19 protein-coding genes are annotated in these 21,965 nt (G+C 44.6%); all 19 read right to left on the bottom strand.

The genetic code is table 11. The features are described from left to right. Window positions 1–11: 11 nt before the first annotated feature. Window positions 12–1,424, bottom strand: coding sequence for a lipopolysaccharide biosynthesis protein (locus FYJ52_RS06940; protein ID WP_154576504.1), 1,413 nt, complete (start codon window positions 1,422–1,424; stop codon window positions 12–14). 13 nt (window positions 1,425–1,437) lie between these two features. Beyond that, window positions 1,438–2,484, bottom strand: a complete 1,047-nt coding sequence (locus tag FYJ52_RS06935) for a glycosyltransferase family 2 protein (RefSeq protein WP_154576503.1) — start codon at window positions 2,482–2,484, stop codon at window positions 1,438–1,440. A gap of 306 nt (window positions 2,485–2,790) precedes the next feature. After that, the gene (locus FYJ52_RS06930) at window positions 2,791–3,585 is read right to left on the bottom strand and encodes a glycosyltransferase family 32 protein (protein WP_205960792.1); all 795 of its coding nucleotides are present in this window, start codon (window positions 3,583–3,585) and stop codon (window positions 2,791–2,793) included. After that, window positions 3,582–4,214 (bottom strand): DUF1919 domain-containing protein, encoded by a 633-nt coding sequence (locus FYJ52_RS06925; RefSeq protein ID WP_154576502.1) that lies wholly within the window; start codon window positions 4,212–4,214, stop codon window positions 3,582–3,584. Before FYJ52_RS06925 ends, FYJ52_RS06930 begins: the two co-directional genes overlap by 4 nt. Next, window positions 4,211–5,191, bottom strand: a complete 981-nt coding sequence (locus FYJ52_RS06920; RefSeq protein ID WP_154576501.1) for a glycosyltransferase family 2 protein — start codon at window positions 5,189–5,191, stop codon at window positions 4,211–4,213. The genes FYJ52_RS06925 and FYJ52_RS06920 overlap by 4 nt, the downstream gene beginning before the upstream one ends. A gap of 12 nt (window positions 5,192–5,203) precedes the next feature. After that, a complete protein-coding gene (locus FYJ52_RS06915) occupies window positions 5,204–6,283 on the bottom strand; it encodes an EpsG family protein (RefSeq protein WP_154576500.1) in 1,080 nt (359 codons plus the stop codon). A gap of 56 nt (window positions 6,284–6,339) precedes the next feature. Beyond that, a complete protein-coding gene (locus tag FYJ52_RS06910) occupies window positions 6,340–7,416 on the bottom strand; it encodes a glycosyltransferase (protein ID WP_154576499.1) in 1,077 nt (358 codons plus the stop codon). A 15-nt stretch (window positions 7,417–7,431) separates the two neighbouring features. Then, window positions 7,432–8,712 (bottom strand): nucleotide sugar dehydrogenase, encoded by a 1,281-nt coding sequence (locus FYJ52_RS06905; protein ID WP_154576498.1) that lies wholly within the window; start codon window positions 8,710–8,712, stop codon window positions 7,432–7,434. Window positions 8,713–8,720: 8 nt separating this feature from the next. After that, window positions 8,721–9,536, bottom strand: a complete 816-nt coding sequence (locus FYJ52_RS06900; RefSeq protein ID WP_154576497.1) for a glycosyltransferase family 2 protein — start codon at window positions 9,534–9,536, stop codon at window positions 8,721–8,723. A 4-nt stretch (window positions 9,537–9,540) separates the two neighbouring features. Beyond that, entirely contained in the window at window positions 9,541–10,236 is a 696-nt protein-coding gene (locus FYJ52_RS06895) for a sugar transferase (RefSeq protein WP_154576496.1), read from the bottom strand. A gap of 15 nt (window positions 10,237–10,251) precedes the next feature. Next, complete coding sequence (locus tag FYJ52_RS06890; protein ID WP_154576495.1) at window positions 10,252–11,568, bottom strand: DegT/DnrJ/EryC1/StrS family aminotransferase; 1,317 nt, start codon at window positions 11,566–11,568, stop codon at window positions 10,252–10,254. Window positions 11,569–11,591: 23 nt separating this feature from the next. Next, window positions 11,592–13,667, bottom strand: a complete 2,076-nt coding sequence (locus FYJ52_RS06885) for a polysaccharide biosynthesis protein (protein WP_235901564.1) — start codon at window positions 13,665–13,667, stop codon at window positions 11,592–11,594. Between the two features lie 186 nt (window positions 13,668–13,853). Next, the gene (locus FYJ52_RS06880; protein WP_205960791.1) at window positions 13,854–15,344 is read right to left on the bottom strand and encodes an LCP family protein; all 1,491 of its coding nucleotides are present in this window, start codon (window positions 15,342–15,344) and stop codon (window positions 13,854–13,856) included. A gap of 81 nt (window positions 15,345–15,425) precedes the next feature. Further along, window positions 15,426–16,202, bottom strand: a complete 777-nt coding sequence (locus FYJ52_RS06875; RefSeq protein WP_154576493.1) for a CpsB/CapC family capsule biosynthesis tyrosine phosphatase — start codon at window positions 16,200–16,202, stop codon at window positions 15,426–15,428. 3 nt (window positions 16,203–16,205) lie between these two features. Beyond that, window positions 16,206–16,916, bottom strand: a complete 711-nt coding sequence (locus FYJ52_RS06870; protein ID WP_154576492.1) for a CpsD/CapB family tyrosine-protein kinase — start codon at window positions 16,914–16,916, stop codon at window positions 16,206–16,208. 21 nt (window positions 16,917–16,937) lie between these two features. After that, complete coding sequence (locus tag FYJ52_RS06865) at window positions 16,938–17,726, bottom strand: YveK family protein (protein ID WP_154576491.1); 789 nt, start codon at window positions 17,724–17,726, stop codon at window positions 16,938–16,940. Window positions 17,727–17,935: 209 nt separating this feature from the next. Then, complete coding sequence (gene cysK, locus FYJ52_RS06860) at window positions 17,936–18,880, bottom strand: cysteine synthase A (RefSeq protein ID WP_456238975.1); 945 nt, start codon at window positions 18,878–18,880, stop codon at window positions 17,936–17,938. Window positions 18,881–18,990: 110 nt separating this feature from the next. Then, a complete protein-coding gene (locus tag FYJ52_RS06855) occupies window positions 18,991–20,265 on the bottom strand; it encodes an ATP-binding protein (protein WP_154576490.1) in 1,275 nt (424 codons plus the stop codon). A gap of 160 nt (window positions 20,266–20,425) precedes the next feature. Then, a complete protein-coding gene (locus FYJ52_RS06850; protein WP_154576489.1) occupies window positions 20,426–21,955 on the bottom strand; it encodes a DUF438 domain-containing protein in 1,530 nt (509 codons plus the stop codon). Window positions 21,956–21,965: the final 10 nt, after the last annotated feature.

The raw sequence follows: 21,965 nt of genomic DNA, 5'->3' as shown, positions 1-21,965 counted from the left end.
TTCTCTCCCGGTTATCTATGTAAAACTTTCCTTACAACCAGCCCGATATCTTTGATATACATGATAAAAATTACTACGAACAATCCAATCAAAATACCATACAGAGGAATGGCAGCGTCAACGAACAGCAATATAACGGATTGAATTACCAACAGTATATAAGAAATACTATCTCTAATAAAGTTGACTCTCAGCTTAATGTATTTCCTTGACTGAATGAGCCGCACAACATAAACCTCGACGTAACATACCGCGGTTGCAATGGCTGCACCAAGAGCGCCAATCATCGGTGTGAGAATGATATTCAAAATAATATTAGTAACTGCCCCCACAACTGTTGAAGTAGCGTAAACCGTGGAGTCTTTAACCGCAGTGAAAAATCCGCCAATATATCCAGACATCGCTCCAAACAGGATCGCCATTGTGAGCCATGGTACATATCTCCATGCGGCATAAAAATCATTAGCGTATAAGAACTTTGCCAGTATTTTATCAGCCACAATAATCGCCGAGCATACAATTGTCATCATACAATTATAAGCTCTGTATGTATTTGCAAAGAACCCACTCTTATCTTCTGGATCGTAGTCCTTTACTGCAGATAAAGCCCAAGCCTGATTAAAAATTGTCTGGAAAACATTCAGAATAGAGGGAATCTTTGATGCCACGGAATAAACGCCATTAGCTGCCACACCGCAGAAAAAAGTGACCACATATCTGTCTGATGCATTATTGACCCACCAGGCAATGCTGTTCGCAATAAGTGGTCTCGAGTAACTCAAGAGCTCTTTAGATTCTTTCTGATACTTTCGTGTCAGATGAGTATCGCGAAACATATGTGCTCTTGCAGCAAGCCAAACGCATTGAAAAAATGGTCCGATAATATTTGCGAGAAAGTACCCAATCAGTCCCCATTTAAAACCAACTAAAAATAGAATATTGCAGCCAATTGTCACCGCGGATGCAGCAACACTCGATATCGAAAGATCTCCAATACGGTCAATCCCTCGAATATAAAACGGAACAATCCCTCCAAGCGCCTGTACAAAGAACATCAGGAAAAAGAAAATAGAATACGTCTTCAGCATCGAACTGAATCCAAAAATTCCATTCACGCCAAGACCTATTGCTGTAATCGCACTGCCAATCAACAAATATCGAAAGCCAACCGTAACAATTGCTTCCTTGTCATAGTCCTTATCCATCGCAAATCTAAGCATTCCTTCCTGCACATTAAGTGTCAGGATCGGAAGCAGAACTCCGACTGTTGTATTAAATAGATCATAGGTACCATAATCAGCTGTCGTAAGAATACTGGTATATAAAGGTACCAAAAAAAAGCTCAGCAGCTTTGTTGCAAAGTTGCTCAGTGTCAACAATCCTATGTTTTTTGCTAAATATTTGTATTTACTCTGTTTTTCCATCAGTCTTTATTCATCATCTTGTCCTAACCAGCACTTCAAATTTCTGAAATTCCTTCCTCCGAAGCACTGTCTCTATGTCTTTATTCATTTCGCTATGCTGATTCCCGAAGTACTTCTCCAGTAGTCCGCACTCCAGTACAAAAATTGCCTCTCTAACATTCTTAGGCTGCTTCCTGGTCCTAGACCAGTTCATTATGCACTGTCGGAGGAAATACTCATACGCCCGCTGATCATATGTTACACCAAATAGTGGAAACTCGCGAAGACACAAGGCTGTAATGTAATAACTCTCCACACTCCGCTTTGATCCGCTGCTCCTTGCCGTGATACCATCTGGGTTTAGTCGGTATCCATAAACCACATCTGGAATAACTTTCGAACTGTACCCTGCTCCGTAAAGTATAAAAGATAGCGGTGTATCTTCAAACCAATACCCTTCTGGAAACTGAAAATGCTCCAGTACTTCAGCCTTAAAAAGCTTTCCCCAAGGATAACCGGATAGTTGACGCACCTTATGTGGAGCATCTCTTCTAGATTGTGTAAATGTGTACCATCCGCCCTGAATTATATCCTTGCCATCTGCCTTATCGAGTAGCATCTCGATTGCACCTTCTGCCATAACATCATCTGAATCTAGGAAAGTGACATACCTGCCTCTTAAAACTTTCAGTGCTGCATTTCTGGCACCAGATATGCCTTGATTCTCCTGGCTAATGATTTCTATTCGGTTCGGGTACTTTGACTGATATGCTCTGATAATTTCTAGTGTCTGGTCTGTGGATCCATCATTCACTGCAGTAACAATGTAGGAATATTGTGTCTTCTGAGTCAATACAGATTCTAAACACTTCGCCATGTACTTTTCCACATTGTGTGCAGGAACAATGATCTGTAGATCAGTCTCGGGTTCAAATTTATTGTTTCCAATACAACTCCCCAAGGGTCTTGGAAAATAGTTGCTCAATATCTTTTCAGCTTCTGAAACTGACATAGTTGTTTTTCTAATCAGAAAAGGGGCCAATTTACAGCAGATTATTTTTAGGAATTGCTTAATATTCATTGTGTTATGAACTTCTGACTTCCATCAAATTATTTTTTCCAAATTTTCTTATATATCAGTTTAACTGTAGAAGCTTTATTTGTATAAAATTTTATTAAAGAATCAGAAGGTAGGGAATCTTCAGAGAGACAGGATTTATAATTTATTCCATGTGCGTCATAACCCATACTTTTTATCGTGTAATATAATGCCACTGCCTGAAGCGCCGTACCATAATTGTAGTATTGATACCACGTCATTACTGCTATACTTTTTTATTATTCTTAACAGATTTTTCTTTAACATCTTTCATTATATCTAAATTATTTATCGCTTTCTTTTTATCCATCCCAAAGTCTGACTTATTCCACTCTTCACTCCATTATACTTAACTACAGAAATAAATTTTGCCAAATAGCTTTCTAAACTCTTTGGAAAATACTTCGGCATTTTACGCTTCAATTGCTCATAATAGACATCTTCCGCGCTATGCCACGATCCATCAAAATGATGAATAACTAAAGTATTATTCGTAATATGAATCTTATGTGTTTCATGATCTTTTGGGCACAAATAATCTTTTGGAAGTAAAGTAAACCCTTTTATCATTTGAAATGTATTGTTTTGTTTAAAACCATATTTATTACAAACATTTGTAATTCTCGTAACATTTGTAGTTAAATCATAACTCCCATCTTCTCTAATAAAATGTTTATCTGCGTAGTCATTCAATAATTCTTCGAACAATACCTGATGAGGAATACTCGCCATGAGTCCCGTTGAAATTTGAGTCTCTGATTCGAAACCTGACACAGCTTCGTATTGCAAGAGATTGTCAATTGGTTTAATCACTTCGACATCTGTGTCCATATAAACGCCGCCAAAGTTTACCAAGGCATAAAGTCTTGCCACATCAGATACAAAAGCCCATTTTTTTGATTTATAAGCTTCGCTTGAATAATTACAGATATTTACATCAAAATTAGATTCGTTCCATTCTTTTATTTCATAGTCAGGACAATACTTTTCCCAACTCGCGATACACTTTTTGGCCATATCTGAGAGCGGATTGCCTCCAAACCAACAATAATGAATTATTTTAGGGATCATTTCTTTTTTCATGTATTATTACACTTATTGAAAAACGTCACATAATCAAACTGATCGATATATCTTTTTCCGTTAATATATTGTGTGGCATATACATTCCCATTCTTTCCATTAGAGCAACTATATCCGTGCAGATAAAAAGCACTGCTAATGTTAGAATATTTCCGATCTGTAAACACCACTTTGTGTTTAAATGGTAAGGAATCAAACTGTTTTAACTGTTTTGTGTCATAACCCCCCCAGTTTGACAACATTACACAACAATTATTCTTGTTCATTCGCTCTTTACGTTCGTTCCATTTTGAAATTGCTTGATCAAAGTTTTTGTAATGCATAAAGTGTATTAGCGTTCCTTTATATCCTATGCCAACAGGATAATTTTTCCCACTGTCCTTCAATTCAATAATATTCTGTTCCATGAAATTATCAAAATTACTAAGTGCAGTGATAAAATCTTCTGGTGTCATATATAAATTAATAAATGGACTTTTAAACTCTAGTCCTAACCAATGATATAAAAAGCCACCTGTGCAATTACTTGCTATTATCGTTACATCCGGGTTTGTAAGTTTTTTCCTATTCTTCTGATTAATGTTGTCTTGTAATTTATTCTTTACTATGTTAAAAAGTCTGCTCATCATAATGATACTCTTAATATTTTTAATCCCATCTCAACATTTATAGCACATATGGCTGCTACGATTTTTCCTTTTATCGAAACCTTGCTAGTAAAATAGTCCTTCCAATATTTTCTATATAATTTTTGAAGTTTTTCCTCAACCTCTTTATACTGCCCCGTACTTTTGCTTAATAAAATCATACATTGATTACAAGCATAAATTATATCTTTATTTGCACCCTTTGAATATTGTGGATAAAAATTATGAATAAATTCTGCCTGTTCAAGCTTTCCTTCAACCATATTAAATCTTTTATCAGAAAAGGGTTCATTCATAATACTGGCATTATTTTTACGATAAACATAGAGTGGTTGATTTAATGAAACGATTGTGTTGCATAATGCAACTAATTTATACGTCGTGTATGTATCCTCATGATATTTCCCATATGGATATCTTACATCCTTAAACAAACTCCTTTTATAAAGTTTTGACCATGCCGCTGTTCCAATATCATTGGAATATAGAAATTGGCGCATGCCCTCATTATTCCCGTGTATAACATGCTGCTGCACGTCAGAATAACTCCAACGATTAAAGTTAAATTCCTTATAGTTATCGTCTTGTTCACAGCGCACATGTTGCGCTGATACAAGGTCAGCATGATTTTCTTCGGCACAATTAACAAAACTTTTTATCATATCTGCAAAAATAAAATCATCACTATCAATAAAAGTAATATACTTTCCTGTAGCTATATTTATTCCAGCATTCCTGGCATCTGACAATCCGCCATTCTTTTTGTGAATAACCTTTATTCTGCTGTCCTCTTTGGCTAAGTTATCACATATTTTTCCACAATTATCAGGCGACCCATCATCCACAAGAATAATTTCAAGGTTTCTATAAGTTTGACTTACAATTGATTGCACGCAATCATTTAAATATTTTTCTACATTATAGACTGGTACAATTACTGTAATAAGCGGTTCTTTCATTTTATTCTCACTCTAATAATTCAGAAAAGTAATATACAAATATTGAGCAGTTTGTGTGGATAATATAAAATAAATCAAAAAGCAAATAATTGCGCTAACCATATATGTCTTTGCTAAATAAATATTCTTTATTTTATACTGTATTTCATCGAACATTGGAATTAAAAATGGCAAAAAATATACTCCAATCCTATCCATATAATTAAACTTAAGACCAACGAGAGACATAATTACGTAGAAAATAGCAAAAAGACCCGATACACTCGCCTGATCCTCATCATTTTTCCCTTTAATTATCAGATATAATGATAAAAATACTATAACAATCCAAAATAAAACCACAAGCCCAGCCGTTTGTTTTAATCTTTCATTTACAAGATAATTATTATAATTATAGTAATCTTGTAAAATCGGTGTAAAAAATTCAAGTATCTTTTGATAAAAAATTCCTACAAAAATAACACACATAACCAAATATTTATGTGTTTTCTTGTAAGGCCACAATTTATAAACCAAATAAACAATCAAGAAAATTGCTGATGTAACATGAAATGTACAAGCAAGAGCAACTAGAAAAAAAAATTCTCTCGCTTTTTCTTCTCTTAATTTATCCCATGCATTTGCCACAAGCATAACTGCGATCATCTGTCTAGCTATATTAAAGCTATATAAATATAATCCTGTTCCTAAAAAAACAGACATCGCCAAAACAGCATTTGTACTATTCTTTTTTATAAAAGGATAAAAGCCAAAGCAAAAAATTGCGCTTGTTATGATTTGTAATAAATAATAATTGTTCGATATCAAACTAACCAATTTGCTCAAGATATTCCAACCTATTTCTTGTCCTTGATATTTAAAGGAAGAAAATATCTCAGCCCAACTAGAATCACATATATTGATATAGAGTTTTGCATAGTGTGCAGTATCTGCACCAACTGATATATTTCGAAAAGCCGCTATCATCCAACAAACAGCTAATACTATCAAAATATACTTATTGGCATTCAATGCAAATGCTATTTTCCCATTTCTCATTTGAAGGACAATCATGAAAAAAAACATGGATATTATAATAATCCAATAAGCCATTTATCCTCCTTATATTAATTTTATTATTTTCACTACTATTTTTATCTATATCCAGTTCAGATTTTCTGCATTTTTTGGAATATAAAATTTATTTTTTCAAAGCATTTATTGAGTTCATATTCTTCCATAACGAACTTTCTTGCCTGTTTTCCTAACAAAACCTTTTTATTGTAATCATCATGTAATTCAACGATTTTCTTAGCAAGTGCATAGTAATCGTTTCTAGGTATCACTACACTTGTTTTTCCTGGTTTGGTAGCTTCTTTTAATCCTGGTACATCTGTAATAATAACCGGTATCCCGCATGCCTGGCATTCAACGGCAGACACGCCAAATGACTCAGAAGAAGAAGAAACAACGCCAATATCCATATTAGCCCACTCTCTTGCTGCATCCTCCTGCGAAATGAAGCCAAGCCAACAAACAATGTTATCTATTCCCAACTGTTTAGCAAGACCTTTCAGTTCTTTTTCTGCCGGTCCTTTTCCCGCAATACGAACTTCGAGATTATATTCAGGATGTTCCTTATAAACTAAAGCAGCAGCCTTAAGCAACGTATCTATTCCATATTTTGGTGATAAAGACTTAACCGTTCCAATCACAAATTTATCATCATGCCTGGTCCTCTTAGCAGGGCTGAATAAATCCATATCAACACCAAACGGTGTAATTTCGAAATGTTTTTTTGTATATTTTCCACCCTCCGACGCCATTGCTTTACTTGTTGAAAACAAATAATCTGCTTTTTTTAAACTGTATTTCAGAATCAATTTCTGAAGAAATCCATGATTTGGAAAATCATATATGTCAGATCCCCACACTGAAAGGATATAAGGATGAATACCCGTTAGCGCCATAGCCGTGCCATAACTTGTAGCATAATGCGCATTTATTATGTCAGGATTAATTTGCTCTATGTATTCTTTTATTTTCTTTCTGTGCGTCAAATAGGCAATTTTATTCGCATCACTACCTTCTGGATTTGCAGAGTTTCCAACATAATAAACTCTAACACCTGAGATTTTAGCATCTACAAATGATATCACAGACACCTCATGACCATGACTTGAAAACCAGGTGGCCCATTTTATAGTATGATAATTCTGAGCATTTGATAAAAAGCATATTTTCATTAATTAATTTTCCTATCAATTTTCATGAAACAGATCCCGTGTATAGACTTTCTCTTTTACTCTATCAAGATCTTTGTTATACCTATTTGCGATAATTACATCGCTATTGTCCTCAAACTTCTGAATGTCATTCACAACCTTGCTACCGAAGAAGGTACAGCCATCCTCGAGGGTAGGCTCGTAGATGATCACTTCTGCGCCTTTTGCCTTTACGCGTTTCATTACACCCTGGATACTACTTTGCCGAAAATTATCACTGTTGCTCTTCATTGTCAAGCGATAGACCCCAATAATGATTCTTTTTTCCTCTGTTACCTTATAAGCATTTTCGCTTGAATAGCTGTAATAGCCAGCTTTCTTTAAAACCTGATCTGCAATGAAATCCTTACGGGTTCTATTGCTATCAACAATAGCCTGAATTAGATTCTCAGGAACATCTTTGTAATTTGCAAGCAATTGCTTTGTATCTTTCGGTAAGCAGTAACCACCATATCCAAAACTTGGATTATTATAGAAGTCTCCAATTCTGGGATCTAAGCACACACCATCAATAATTGATTTTGTGCTCATTTTTTTCGATTCAGCATATGTATCAAGTTCATTGAAAAAAGAAACCCGGAGGGCCAAATAGGTATTTGCAAAAAGTTTTACAGCTTCCGCTTCTGTAAATCCCATATGAAGAACCGGCGTATCCTCTTTTAAGGCTGCATCCTTCAGAAGTCTCGCAAACGCCTTCGACGCCCTGACAACAGCCGGATCATTTTTATCCCAGCTAACAATGATCCGGCTTGGATACAGGTTGTCATACAATGCTTTGGATTCCCGAAGAAACTCTGGAGAGAACAAAATCCTATTTGTCTGATACTTAGAACGAACATACTCTGTGTACCCAACAGGAATTGTTGATTTTATTATCATAAAGGCTTTGTCATTAACCTTTAAAACCTGTTCAATCACTGATTCCACCGCACTCGTGTCGAAATACTGTGTAGTGCTGTCATAATTGGTAGGAGCAGCAATAACAATGAAATCTGCATCTTTATAAATGGTATTAGATGGATTTTTATCTCCATCTTCCCCATTATTAAGTACTGCTTTAATATTCAGCTTTCGCAAACCATCTTTGGCTTCAGCCAGATACTTCTCTATATATTCATCTTGAATAGGACTCTCCCAATTATTAAGTTTTTCAACTTTCTCAGGAATAATATCAACAGAGGTCACATGGTTTTTCTGAGAAAGAAGCACTGCTAACGAAAGACCCACATATCCTGTTCCAGCAATTGCAATATTCATCTAAACCCTCAAATCTTTGTCTCGTATTTCTGTTTCTTTTTAATGCCATAAAACATATTCCAACATGCATACCAAAAAGCCACTGGTGCAGGCTTACCATCACAAACGTGAAACAAATCGTAATGACTTCTTAATTTCTTCCTTAATTTGTCATGGCTTATACTTTTTTTACGGATTCTATATTCAGCAAGATTCTCTTTTAGAAGATAGCAATCTGCTTTCTTGCACAATTTAAGAAGAATTGCATAATCATTATTTTTCTTGATATCTTTAATTTGAATCAAGCCAAATGCCTTAACACTATACATAAAGGTCAGACATCCTGGATATCCATAGTTGTACATGCGATGCCTATCAACCACTTCAGGTCCCGATACATAAATGCCCAGTGGATTGTCCTCTTCGTCAATCTTTGTGTATTCATGATAAGAAAATACATATCCATTCTGTTTCATAAAAACGATCTGTCGTTCAAGTTTTTCCGGCTTCCAAAGATCATCTGAGTCAAGAAAAGCGATCCATTCGCCTTTTGCTTCCCGGATAGCTCTATTTCGAGAAACCGCAGCTCCAGAATTCTTTTTATTTTTATAATATCGGATTCTCGGATCACTAAAAGATTTTACGATCTCGTCTGTGTTGTCTGTAGAACAATCATCCACTATGACCAACTCAAGGTTCTCATATGTCTGTTTCAAAACAGATTGAATAGACTTTCCTATGAATTTTGCGGTATTCCATGACGGCATAATCACAGAGACTAACCCATCGACTATTTCTCTTTGTATGCCGTCATATGGCTGACCATTAATATTTGATTCTTTCATCTGCCTATTCCTTACTCACCGCTCCTACGGTTTCAAACATCATTCCTATCTCTCTCAAGAAGTTGAACTTCTTAAGGCTCTCAAGGTTCCATTTCATTTTGCCCGGGAGCACCTCTTTCATATAGACAAGATCCACATCATCTGCCGCTTCCAACAACCTAGCTTCATCCTTATAAGCAATTGAAGCTTTCGACGTAATCCCCGCCGGCAAAAGCAACGTTGCGTAGTATGCTTTATTATACTTTCCATACTGCGCTACATACTTTGCCGCTTCTGGTCTTGTGCCTACAAAAGACATATTTCCATCCAAAACATCAAACAGCTGTGGCAATTCATCAAGTCTTTTGTCCCTAAGCTTTGTCCCAACTTTGGTAATTCGGCTATCGTTATTAACTGTAACCGCACTGCCCTTCTGATCCGCGCCATCGACCATTGTCCGAAATTTATGAATGCGAAATCTTTTTCCGTAAGTCGTCACACGTTCTTGCCGATAGAAAACCGGCCCAGGCGAATCGCGTTTGATTTTTACAGCAATGATTCCCATCGGAATCGCAAGGATGATGAGAAGAATAACACCAGCAATTAAATCAAATACTCTTTTAAGGATCAAACTTCCCTTTTTCTTAGAAAGCGCATCGTAATACGGGCGAACTTCCTCGCAACGCATATAGTCCGGTAAATCTCCCCATTTCCTTAACATTCAAGTATGCTCCTCTTAAATATACGACTTTAATACATCTTTAAAATTTTGAATCACATAGTCTACATCTTCATCGCTCAATTTCGTATGAAGCGGCAATGTGATCTCATTATTGTACAATTTATAAGCGTTTGGGAAGTCTTCGATCTTCCATCCCAATCTTTTGTACGCGGTCATCATCGGAAGGGGTTTATAATGAACATTTGTCGCTACACCACGTTCAGCCATTTTTTGAATAATTTCTCGCCGCTGTTCGTCGTTACACCCTGTAATTCGTGTGATATACAAATGCCCGGAAGAAGTGTAACTATTGGTAAAATGGACAATATGATCAACCCCAAGCGCATCACAAGCTTCATCGTATTTCGCAATAATTGCTTTGCGGCGCGCTAATAGCTGAGGATATCTTTCAAATTGTGCTAAACCAATGCCGCCCATAATATCGGTCATATTGCATTTATAAAGCGGTGCCACAACGTCGTACTCCCACGCACCAACCTGTGTTTTCGCCAGTGCATCCTTGCTTTGGCCGTGAAGGGATAAGAGCTGGAACCAGTGATACATCACGGCATTGTCTTCTGCTGTATTGAATGGAAGATTCCAAGATGCTGCGCCGCCTTCTGCCGTCGTAAAATTTTTCACCGCATGAAATGAAAAGGACGTAAAGTCTGCAATCGAACCGACTTTGCGTTCCTTGCGTTCTCCGCCTTCTGGTTCGCCTGACCAGTGCGATAATATTCTGCGGGCGCCCAGTGCATGTGCCCCATCGGCGACAATGGCAATCCGCCCCAGCTTCTGCTGGATGTTTGCCCCTAGTTTAGTCAATTCATCGTCATCTTCAGAAGCACTTAGCGGTCGAAATTGTGTCTTTGCTTCTGGACTGGTGACAATAGAAAAAAGCGCGTCATAGTCACAGGGGACTCCGCCAAGATCAACCGGAATAATGGCCTTGGTTTTATCTGTGATTGCTTCAGCCACCTTGTCGTAATCCATCTCGACACTGTTCGGCTGAGAATCCACAAAAATAACTTTTGCCCCGGCATGAATGGCTGCAGCTGCACTTGACGTATAAGTATAAGCCGGGACGATGACTTCATCTCCTGGCCCAATACCGAGCATGCGTAAAATCAATTCTTCTGAGGCCGTAGCTGAACCTAAACACGCGACAGCCGGCGCTTTTTCATCAACTTCTAGAAAAGAAGCAAGAAGCTTTTCTAATTTTTTTACCTTAGGCCCTGTGGTGATCCAACCGGAGCGTAAAGTGTCGATTACCTGTTTTTCTTCCAGCTCACCCATATCAGGCGGACTGAATGAGATCGTCCTTTTATCCATTTATTTTGTCCTTCCAAATCTCATTATGCGATTTCTTCAATTTTGTTTTCATCTCCCGTTGGATGTTCCCCAACCGGATGGAACGTTGTAAGCATGGTTTCCACCATTTCAACAATATGGTCAGAATTATTGTAACTCGCTTGAGCGAGCTCTTTGAGTCGACCAAAGAATTCTCGAATATCGAAAGGCACCGGTTTGCCGATAAAGATCAATTCATTATCGGTCTTCTTAAGCCCTTCACTGGCCATCAGCTTTTCTTCATAGAGCTTTTCACCCGGGCGCAGACCGGTGTATTCCACCTTGATATCCACGTCCGGGGTATAGCCGGACAAGCGGATCATATTGCGGGCCAGGCTGTCGATCTTCATCGGTTCGCCCATATCGAACACGAAGATCTCACCGCCCCACGCGTAAACGCCAGCCTGAAGCACCAAGCTGACCGCTTCGGAAATCGTCATGAAATAACGAATGATGTCCGGGTGGGTGACCGTTACCGGGCCGCCTGACTCAATTTGTTTCTTAAACAACGGAATCACCGAGCCATTGCTGCCAAGCACATTGCCAAAACGAACCGCCACAAATTGCGTGCCGTTTCGCGCTTCATTGCGTGTGCTCCCAATTTGAATGTCAGACAGGGATGCTGCGTCCTTCGCCGCCCCATCCATTTCCGCGCAGGCCGCCGGATCATCATCCGCTGCGTCTGCGTGGGCGTGCAATGTCGGCAGTTTGTCAAACTGGCCTTCCCGGCTGACCGCATCCATACTCTGGATCACCATTTCGCAAAGGCGTTTGGACGCCCCCATGATATTGGTCGGATTTACCGCCTTATCGGTACTGATCAAAACAAAGCGCTTGGTGCCGTACTTCATCGCAGCATAGGCTGTCTTATACGTGCCGATAACGTTATTTTTAATCGCTTCGTTCGGGCTGTCTTCCATTAACGGCACGTGTTTGTGCGCGGCGGCATGGAAGACGTAATCCGGGCGATACTGTTTGAAGACCATATCGACCCGGCGGCTGTCCCGGACGGAGCCGATGAGTACCACCAAATCGAGATGAGGATAGCGCCGTCTAAGCTCCTGCTGGATATCGTAAGCGTTGTTTTCGTAAATATCAAAAATAATGAGCTGTTTTGGCTCGTGGGCCGCGATTTGACGGCAAAGTTCCGAACCGATCGAACCACCGCCGCCCGTCACGAGAATGACTTTGCCTTTGAGCAACTCGTAAATCTCTGTCATGTTGACCTTGATCGTTTCCCGCCCGAGCAAATCTTCTACAGAAACTGGTTTCATCTTGCTGAAGGAGATCTCGCCGTTGGTGAGCTGATACACCCCCGGCAGGTTCTTAATCTCGCAGCCGGTTTCCTGGCAAATATTTAAGATGTCGCGGCGTTCTTCTGGTGCCGCTGAGGGAATGGTGACAAGAATCTGGTCGATTTGATATTTGTCAACCGCTTCGAGGATGCGGTCTCGGCCGCCGACCACCGGCACGCCGTAAAGACTTCTTCCCCATTTATTGGGATTGTCGTCGATCAGACAAACCGGATTGATGTCGAGCTCTCTGGAATTTTGCAATTCCCGGATGATGATGACGCCGGCGTGTCCCGCTCCGATAATCATCGCATTCTTTTGAGCTTTAGCTGAATTATCCCGATTATTTCGCATCAGATTGACATAACGGTAAGAGAAGCGCACCAGCGTAATTAAGCAAAACTGCATCACTGCCCCAACCAAATAATAAGAGATCGGCATGCGCTGGAAAAAGAGCGTAATGCCTACAATTTGAAACCCTGTTGTGATCAGCGTCGCGATAAAAATGCGATTCAGCTCCGTAAAACTCGCAAATCGCCAGACACTGCGGTAAAGTCCAATTGCCTTAAAAACAATAATCGCAAAAACCGTATAAATTGGTGCAAACCGCAGAAAAGGCACGAGATACGCCTTTGGAATTTCGCTGAAGCTTAAGTCAAAGCGGATCAACAGCCCGAAAAAATAAGAAAAATTAATCGCAATGACATCATAAGCGCCAAGATAAAACGCGATCAACTGCCAATGCATCAATCCATTTGTTTTCTTTTGTTTGTGTGGTCCTTCCATCATTGTTATCTTTCCCTTTTGTGTCCTCTCTCTTTCAGCGCACCCCAGGACAAGGCGGTGTGCTTTACCCTCCCCCATGTATCTTGGAAGGATACAGTATAAGCGCAATAAAACCGCTCAGGGCAATCCAACATCGGATTCCCTTTTGGGCGCCCGAGAGGCGACCCTGAGCAGTTTGTTGATTAAACCTTATTCTGCCACGTCTGTGCTGGTCAATTTTTCGCCGTTTTTCACTTTATCGATCAATCGGGCGCCCTTCACGACCTTGCCTGAATCTTCGTACATGACCGAGACCTTCGTCCCCGGCATCGAATAGGTCGTGTCCATTCCGGTTTTGCCGCTGACGGCGTAGGACTGGACGTTCCAGCTGGTCCCGTCGTCGAGCTGTTTTTTGACGATTTTGCTGATGTCCTTGGACGTCAAGTCCGTCGTGAAGGTGCCGGACAAGCTGTCCATGATGCTCTTGTAATGAAGCAGGGTGTTGCCGCCGTCAGAAGTGATCTTCGCGATGACCGCCTTGATGACGCGCATCTGGTTTTCGCCGCGCATGTTGTCCCCTTCGTTGAAGGCATGGCGTTCCCGGGCGAAGGCCAAAGCCTGGGCCCCGTTCAAGGTGTTTTCACCTTTTTTGAAGGAATAGCTGCCCGCCGTAAAGGACTGGGGCGAATCCACTGTGATACCGCCGATGGCGTCGATCAGCGTTTCGAATCCCGTGAAATTGATCTGACTGTAATAATTGACGTCGGTGTTGTACAGCGAACCCAAGGCCTGTTCCGAGCAGTCGATGCCGTAGAGCCCGCAATGGGTTAATTTATCGTAAGCTCCGTTAGCCGCCGGATTCTTCACGTAATAATCCCGAGGCGTGTTGAGGAGCAGAATCTGTTTGGTCACCGGATTGACGATCATCAGGATATTGACGTCGCTGCGGCTGGTGTCGAGGATCTTGCTGCGGGTATCGGAGCCGGAGATGTAGAGCACGAACGGCGTCTTGGTCACATCGACGGCTTTATTCGAGGTCTTTTTCTTCTTAATCGGCACTTCGTAGAGCAATCGTGTCTTTTTCCGGAAGTCCGCGTAAGCCTCTGTATCCACCAGCGAATCGGCGTAGGCTTCGTTCATGATGATCGCCTGGACATCGCCGTTGTAGAGCGCCGACACGTTGTCGTTCACCGATTTTTCCGGAATCGTCGTAATCGCCTTTTTAACCTTGCTGCTGACTTTTTCCACTGCCTTTTGGGTGTTGTCAGCGTCGTAGCCGGTCATCACGCCGAATTTGTAGTTTTTCGTGCCCTGGATCGTCCGGGCCTGGTCCGTCTTCAGCACGTAAACCCCTTCAACCGCGGCGAGCTTATTGCTGGCTGCGGTGACCGTGCTCACTGTCGAGTAAGCTTCCGCGGCGAAAGCGGTCGCGATCGCGGAGCCGATGCCCACAATCAGCGCGATCACAACCGAAGCGACCCGGCGGCGGTGGCGGTGATGGCTTGGCCCATGACCTGTCCCTTTAAACAGTAAAAACGCCGTGAGCACGGTCAGTCCGGCCAAAACGGCGTAAAGCACCATCAAGTATTTCGTCGGCACCATGTTCAGGCGATGGATATTGATGAGCGCGATCGCCTCAAACAGCACCTGAAACAAAAACACAAAGCCCGCAACCGGGCGCCATTTTTTCTTCTCCCACATAATGTACTTCCTTCTCCTTTTGACGCGGCGGCATGCCTTCCGCCGCTGATGCATTTCAAAGTTAATCGAGCGTTTGCCCGCTTATTGCCCTTTAGCCGCCATAAAGATCTGCCGGTTGTTGTCCAGAATGTCGGACAGCGCGTCGGCCATGCCCTTTTTCTGGAGGGCCTCAATGGCCCAGATCATGTTGGGCGGGCGGCGCTCCGTGTTGTGGCTATCGGTCGCGAGGGCCTGAATCCGGCCGTTTTTGATCAGCTTTACCGCATTGCGGGCGGTTTTGCGCCGGGCGAAATTGCCGGCGTTGAGCTGGACGACCACGTCCATGTCCATCAACGCCTCAATGTAGGCGTCGTCCGCGAAACCGCGGTAGCGCTCAATGTGGGCAATAATCGGCTTGATGCCCCACATGTTTTCGATTTCTTCGACGCCGCGCAGCGTCCGATCGCTCCAGGGTTCGAAGGGCATTTCGAGGAGCAGGTAGCGGGATTTGCCGAAACACAGCTTCTCAAGCTCGGGATCGTGAACCAGCGCCTCCCGGTACGCCACCTCCGCACCAAAGGTAATCGCCGGCAGCTGCAGCGCGTCGGGCGTGACCCGCTGACCTTCGCGGCGCATGGCCTGGATGCGGCCATTCATTGTTTTCAGCAGCCGGGCCGCCGCCTGCTCTCTGCGTTTTAGGAATCGATCGATAGATTCCTGGGCGTAATAATGGGACGTCGAGACGACCCCGCGGCACCCCTGGCGGTAATGCTCGGTGAGCAGCGCGATGGATTCCTCCGGCGTCTTGCAGCCGTCGTCCATCCCGGGCAGGAAATGGCTGTGTAAATCGTAAAAAGTAATGCAATCTGTTGGTTTCATTTTTTACTTATAATAGCGGTAATACTTGCCGCCGCCGGCGCTTTCGGCGTCGTTGTAGATGAAGCCGATGACTTTCGCCTTGGCGAGGCGCATCTGTTCGAGGGTATCACGCACGGCGCGGTATTCCGTCACGTTGTTGCGAACCACCAGCAAATAGCCGTCGATTAATGGTGAAAGGATCAACGCGTCGGCCACAGAGGTGATTGGCGGCAAATCGATAAAAATGTAGTCGAAATGTTTCCGGAGGCCGTCGACCAAGGTGCTCATCTGTTCCGACTGGAGCAGCCAGGTCGGATCCGGCGGGATATTCCCCGCGGGAATCACGGCCAGATTTTTGTGTTCGTGGATCGTTCGGGTGCATTCTTTCAGGGATTGGTCTCCGATGAGCATATCGGACAAGCCCGGAACTTGTCTGCAGCCCAGTTTTTTGGACAAAGTCGGCAGCCGCAAATCCCCCTCGATCAACGCGACTTTCTTGTCAATCTGGCAGAAGCTGATTGCCGCGTTGACGGCGTTGGTCGATTTGCCGTCGTGGCGGAAGGCACTGGTCACGCCGATGACTTTGCAGCCCGATCCCGGAAGGGAAAAGGTGATATTGGTGCGCAGGGCCTTGTAGGCTTCCTGAATGGGCCAGGGGGATTTATCGGTCAGAATCCATTCGGCGTTATCGCTGGCCTTGCCGCGGTTCAATTTATTTTTAATTTGAAATGCCATATGCTTGGTTCTCCGTTCTCACTACTTTGCTTTGCTGGCAGCGTAATAATAGCCTTTTTTGCCTTTGTTGTTTGCGGCCTCGTCGAAGTTCGGAATGGTGCCGATCACCGAGAACCCGAATTTGGCTTCAAGCTCTTCCACACTCTTGATCCGGTCGTCGGTCAAGTGGCGGATGATGATAATGATCATCGCCAGCAAGCAGCCAATGATCGCGCCCACCGCCGTATTCTTCGGAATGCTCGGCGCGTAGGGCTGGTCGGGCAGGATTGGCGAGGAGACGATTTTCATCGAACTCCCTTCGACGATGCTCGCGACGTATTTCGGTGCCACCCGCGCAATCGACCGGGCCAGGTTGCGGGCGTCCGTGGCGTTTTCCATCGTGACATCGAGAGTCACCAATTGGGAGTCGGTATCGACTTCCGTCGTGATATCGTCGGCAATATCGTCGTAATTCACGTCCATGCTGATCCGGTCCATCGCGTCTTCAACGACGGGACGGCTTTTGATGATCGACGCGTAGGTCTGGGCCAGGGTCTGGCTGGCGGCGGTGTCTCCGCTGTTCAAGCTGCTGACGTTGTTTTCACTGCCGGACGCGTGGTTGTTGACGTAGGCTGTAAAGCCGGAACGATAAGTGGGATGAATGAGAAAATTGGTGATGCCAAAAGCCAAAGCGGCGCCTATAAGGGTCAGTAAAACAACAAACCAAAATTTATCCCAAATGGCTCTGCCAATTTCCAAAAGATCGATCTCTTTGACCTGATCCGACGACTGACGGCCGCGGTTCTCGCTGCCGGCTGTGCTGGTACTCAATGCGCTTTTCCTCCAAGTTAAATTTAATTTCTATCATTAGATAAGCCCTCATCTGATAAAAAGGACTTCACTCATTATATACGCCCCGCAGTATAAAATATTTTTCCGCCAGAGCCTGTTTTTAAGCTTTTTTTAATAAAAATTTGCTGTTTTTCAATGTATCACAAACCAAAGAAAAAAACAATCTAAAAGTTACATCTTAATACTATTTATTCCACGGAGGGGTCATCAAAAAGCGGCGTCGAAAAATACCGTTCCGCCGTGTCGGGCAGAATCGTCACCACGGTTTTGCCGGGGCCGAGCTTTTTGGCCAGCCGCAGCGCCGCGGCGACGTTGGTACCGCTGGAGATCCCGCACATCAAGCCTTCCTCCCGGGCCAGCCGTTGGGCGGTAGTCAGGGCTTCTTCGTCGGAAATGATGCAGATATCCGAATAAATCTGCTGATCCAGAATCGGCGGGATGACGCCGTCGCCGATGCCCATCTGCAAATGGGTGCCCACCGGCCGGCCGGAGAGGATCGCGGCGTTTTCTGGTTCCGCCGCCCAGATGGTGATGTCCGGGTTCGCCGCCTTCAGGGCTTCGCCGACGCCGGTGATAGTACCGCCAGTGCCGATGCCAGAACAGAAGCCGTCGATTGGCCCGTCCACCTGTTCGAGAATTTTCTGGCCGGTGTACTGCTTGTGCGCCAAGGTGTTGTGGACATTTTCAAACTGCTGGGGCACGAACACGTGGGGATCGTCCGCCGCCATGCGCATCGCAGTCGCGGCGCATTCCGAGATGCACGCGCCGATGTCGCCCGCGTCGTGAACCAAAATCACCTCCGCGCCGTAATGCCGGACCAGCTTGCGCCGTTCTTCGCTGACAGAGTCGGGCATGATGATGACCGTCTTGTAGCCCTTGACCGCGCCAACCAGCGCGAGGCCCACACCCTGATTGCCGGAGGTCGGTTCGACGATCACTGTATCCTTCGTGAGCTTGCCTTCTTTTTCCGCGGCCTCGATCATGTTGAGCGCCGTCCTGGTCTTGATCGAACCGCCCACGTTCACCGCTTCAAATTTGACGAGAATGTCCGCACTGCCGTCCTCGGTCAGCCGATTCAGCCGAATCATCGGCGTGTGGCCGACCGCTTCTAACACATTATTGTATACCATCATTTTTTCCTTTTAACCTATTTAATCTATTTAAAGTAATTTTAAATTGATATGAATAGTATAACACCTTGAACCCGCGCGCTCAAGGCAGAAAAACAGGGGGATTGGAAGTCTTAATGGTCAGTCAATCCGTCGTCCTTCTGCGCGATGTACTTTGTCCCTCTGCCGTTGCCTATTTTTCTGACAATGCCTCGATATATCAGCGCTTTTAATAGCTGAAGGGTTTTTCTTTTGCTGAATCCCGACTGTGCCGCAATGGCTGAGCTTGATTTTCCCACTGTAGATAAAACCTGATAGAGCTGCCGCTCGTCCGGTGTCATATGTTCGACCGTCTGCACAACAGGCAGTGTGACGGTAATAGTATTGGTAGAAAAGCTGTATATCGGTTTGGTTTCGCTGCCGTTGTAAGCTTGATTCATGCGTCGAACCCCTGTGCCGAAACTTTCAATGAGATGAAGCCTGAAAAAAACGTTCCCGATCACGGGGTTTCTGAGCAAAGAAACCTGTCCGCGCAAATATTCATCCTGAGTCATGCCTTCCGGCAGTCCGCCCGGTGACACGATCTCAACGCGGTCATCGTACATCGACACCCGGATCTGAGCCCGCGTATCCCATGTGCGGTGAACCAGTGCGTTGGCTAGCGCTTCCCGATAAGCCTTTTCCGGAATCTGCTGGATGGTTTTTCTCACGCTGCCGTCAATGACATCGTACTGATAGTATTTTCGGTACAGCTCAAGTGCGTCGTCGAATTGTTTCAAAATCGATTCACGATCAAAGGTCTCACGATCTCGGATGATATCGATCGTCTCCCCAAATCGCGCACAGTCAATACCCGGAAAATCATTATGATCGGCGAGCAGTGCGGCCGCGTTATTGTACTGGCCATTCACATCGACGAGACCGATCGTTTTCAAGACATCTTGACTCAATTTGGCAATGGACAACATCTCTCTCATCTTATTTTCCAACACGGAAAAGGACAATTGCTGGTTTTTAGCGGGCAGGGCATCAAACGAGCGCCCTTCCCCTTCGAGAATAAGCCGATTCAGCTCGACGCGGTCAACCTCAATGGTTGCAGTATCGTTGCGTTTATACGCCTTCGTTTTATAGTAATACGGCTTAAATTGACCCGCTTCAACTTTCAGCGTAATGATACGCGTCCGATCGTCGATGGTCAACTGGTACGACGGAATGGGACGAATGCTATCGTTGATCCGATTTTCAATATCCAGACAAACGGCTTTGGGGTTATCTATCCCAATGATCCGGCCATCATCACTGATCCCAAATTGGATGGTACCGCCGCCGTAATTCGCAAAGGCGCTGACCGTTTTAAGAAACGTATTGGTCACTTTCTCTTTAATTTCATAGCTGCGATTTTCTTTCATCCCCATAGCCTCCTTGAAACGCAAAATTCATTTTTTCTATTTTATTGTACCAAAATAAAACGCAAAATGAAACGTATTGTTTTGCGTTTCATTTTGCGTGTCAAAAGCCCACGTATTTCCCTATTGTATTTTACTCCGTCCGTCAGCGCCAGGCCGTCCTTTAATTCTCCGCGGCGCCGCTTTCCGAGAAATGGGCCTGCGCTTCGGTCATATCCTGGACCAATTCCACGGTCCCGAGGTATTTTCCGCTCCGGTCCCGAACGGCGGTGTAGGTCACGAGCATGGGGCGTCCGTGCTTTTCCATCCAAACCGGCACGCGGTCCTGCTTCCCGGTTCTGAAATCGTCGAGAATCGCCCGCACCATGGGTTCGATTTTCGGCGGGTGGCAGGAAAAGACCTCGCGGCCGAGAGCCATCTGCGGCCGCTTGAACACCTTTTCCCCTTCGTTGAAGTAGCGGTTGATGTTGTCCGCGTCGATGAAGGAGATTTCCATCGGGATGGTGTTCAGCAGGGCGGTCAGCTGGGCGACGGTCATGCGGCCGCCGGGCATCACGATTTCCCCGTCCATCAAAGCGGCCGGCTGCGCTTCGGACCCTTCGCCTTCCGGCCAGGTGGCGCGTTCGACGCCGAAACAGGTCGCGTAATCTTTGGAATCACGGTAAATCTGCGCCCATTCGGCTTCGGTGAAGTTGACCGCGCAAATCGGGAATAAAATATTCTGTTCCTTGTAAATCATTTCCTCCGCGCGGGTCAGGACCTTGTCCATCCGGTCCTGCCAGTCTGCGTCGTGTTCCCCGGCCTGGGCCAGGGCTGATAATTCGTCCCGGATCTCGTCGTCAACGGTCCACATGACGTCAGAGGGGCCGGACACGCCGTAAGTCACCTTCAATGGCGGGTAGAGCAAGTCGCCCTTCTTGGCGTAATGAATAGCGAGCTCTCGGATTTGTGGCAGGAGCGCCCCATCGCGGTCCGCCCGGAACTTTTCCAGCAGGGCCGTGAAAGCGTCGTTTTCCTTCGTCAGCGTGTTCAATGGATGGCCGGGGACGGCTGCCAGCGCAGCCGCTTTGGCGTTTTTGTCGGTGTAATCCCGCTTTGGGAGGGGCGCCGCCTGAGCGCGTTCGACTGCCGCCTTCTGGCGCATCAGCGATGCGGCGACCGCTTTTTCGGCGTTGGCAATCCGTTCTTCGGTGGTCGCGCCGTGAAACAAGGCCGAGTGCACGTCGCAGAGCTTCTGCACTTCGGTCAGCGGCGTCCCCTCTTCGAGCAGTTCCTGCTCAGCTTTCATGATTTCCGACGCGTCCACATCGCTGAAATGGGCCGCGAAATCGGCGCGCACCGCTTCGAGATCTTCTCCCGCACCGAGGCGTTTGAGGTAGCCCTTCAGCTGATCGGTCCGGCTTTCAGATTCAGGCTTTGGCGCATCCGCCGGCTGCGCTTTGGGCGCCGCCGAGAGATTTGGCATCTGCCCTTCCAGTTCAAAGCCTGCCGTCATCAGCGCCGCGATCACGTCCGTCATGGCGATCCCTTTCATCTTCGCCCCTTTAGGGATGGTCATCAGCTTGCCCACTGAGCGCAGCATGCCCTTTTTGGTGATTTCTTTAAAGCCGAGCCCGGCCATGATGTCGATCAATTCCGGATAAGTTCTGGTCAGCTCGTAAACACTTTTGTTTAAATCTATGGTTTTTGGCATTTTGTTTGCC

The organism is Pseudoramibacter porci, from assembly GCF_009696145.1.
GTDB lineage: Bacteria > Bacillota > Clostridia > Eubacteriales > Eubacteriaceae > Pseudoramibacter > Pseudoramibacter porci.
Note: the sequence above shows the minus strand (reverse complement) of the source record. Positions and strands in the feature narration are given on the sequence as shown.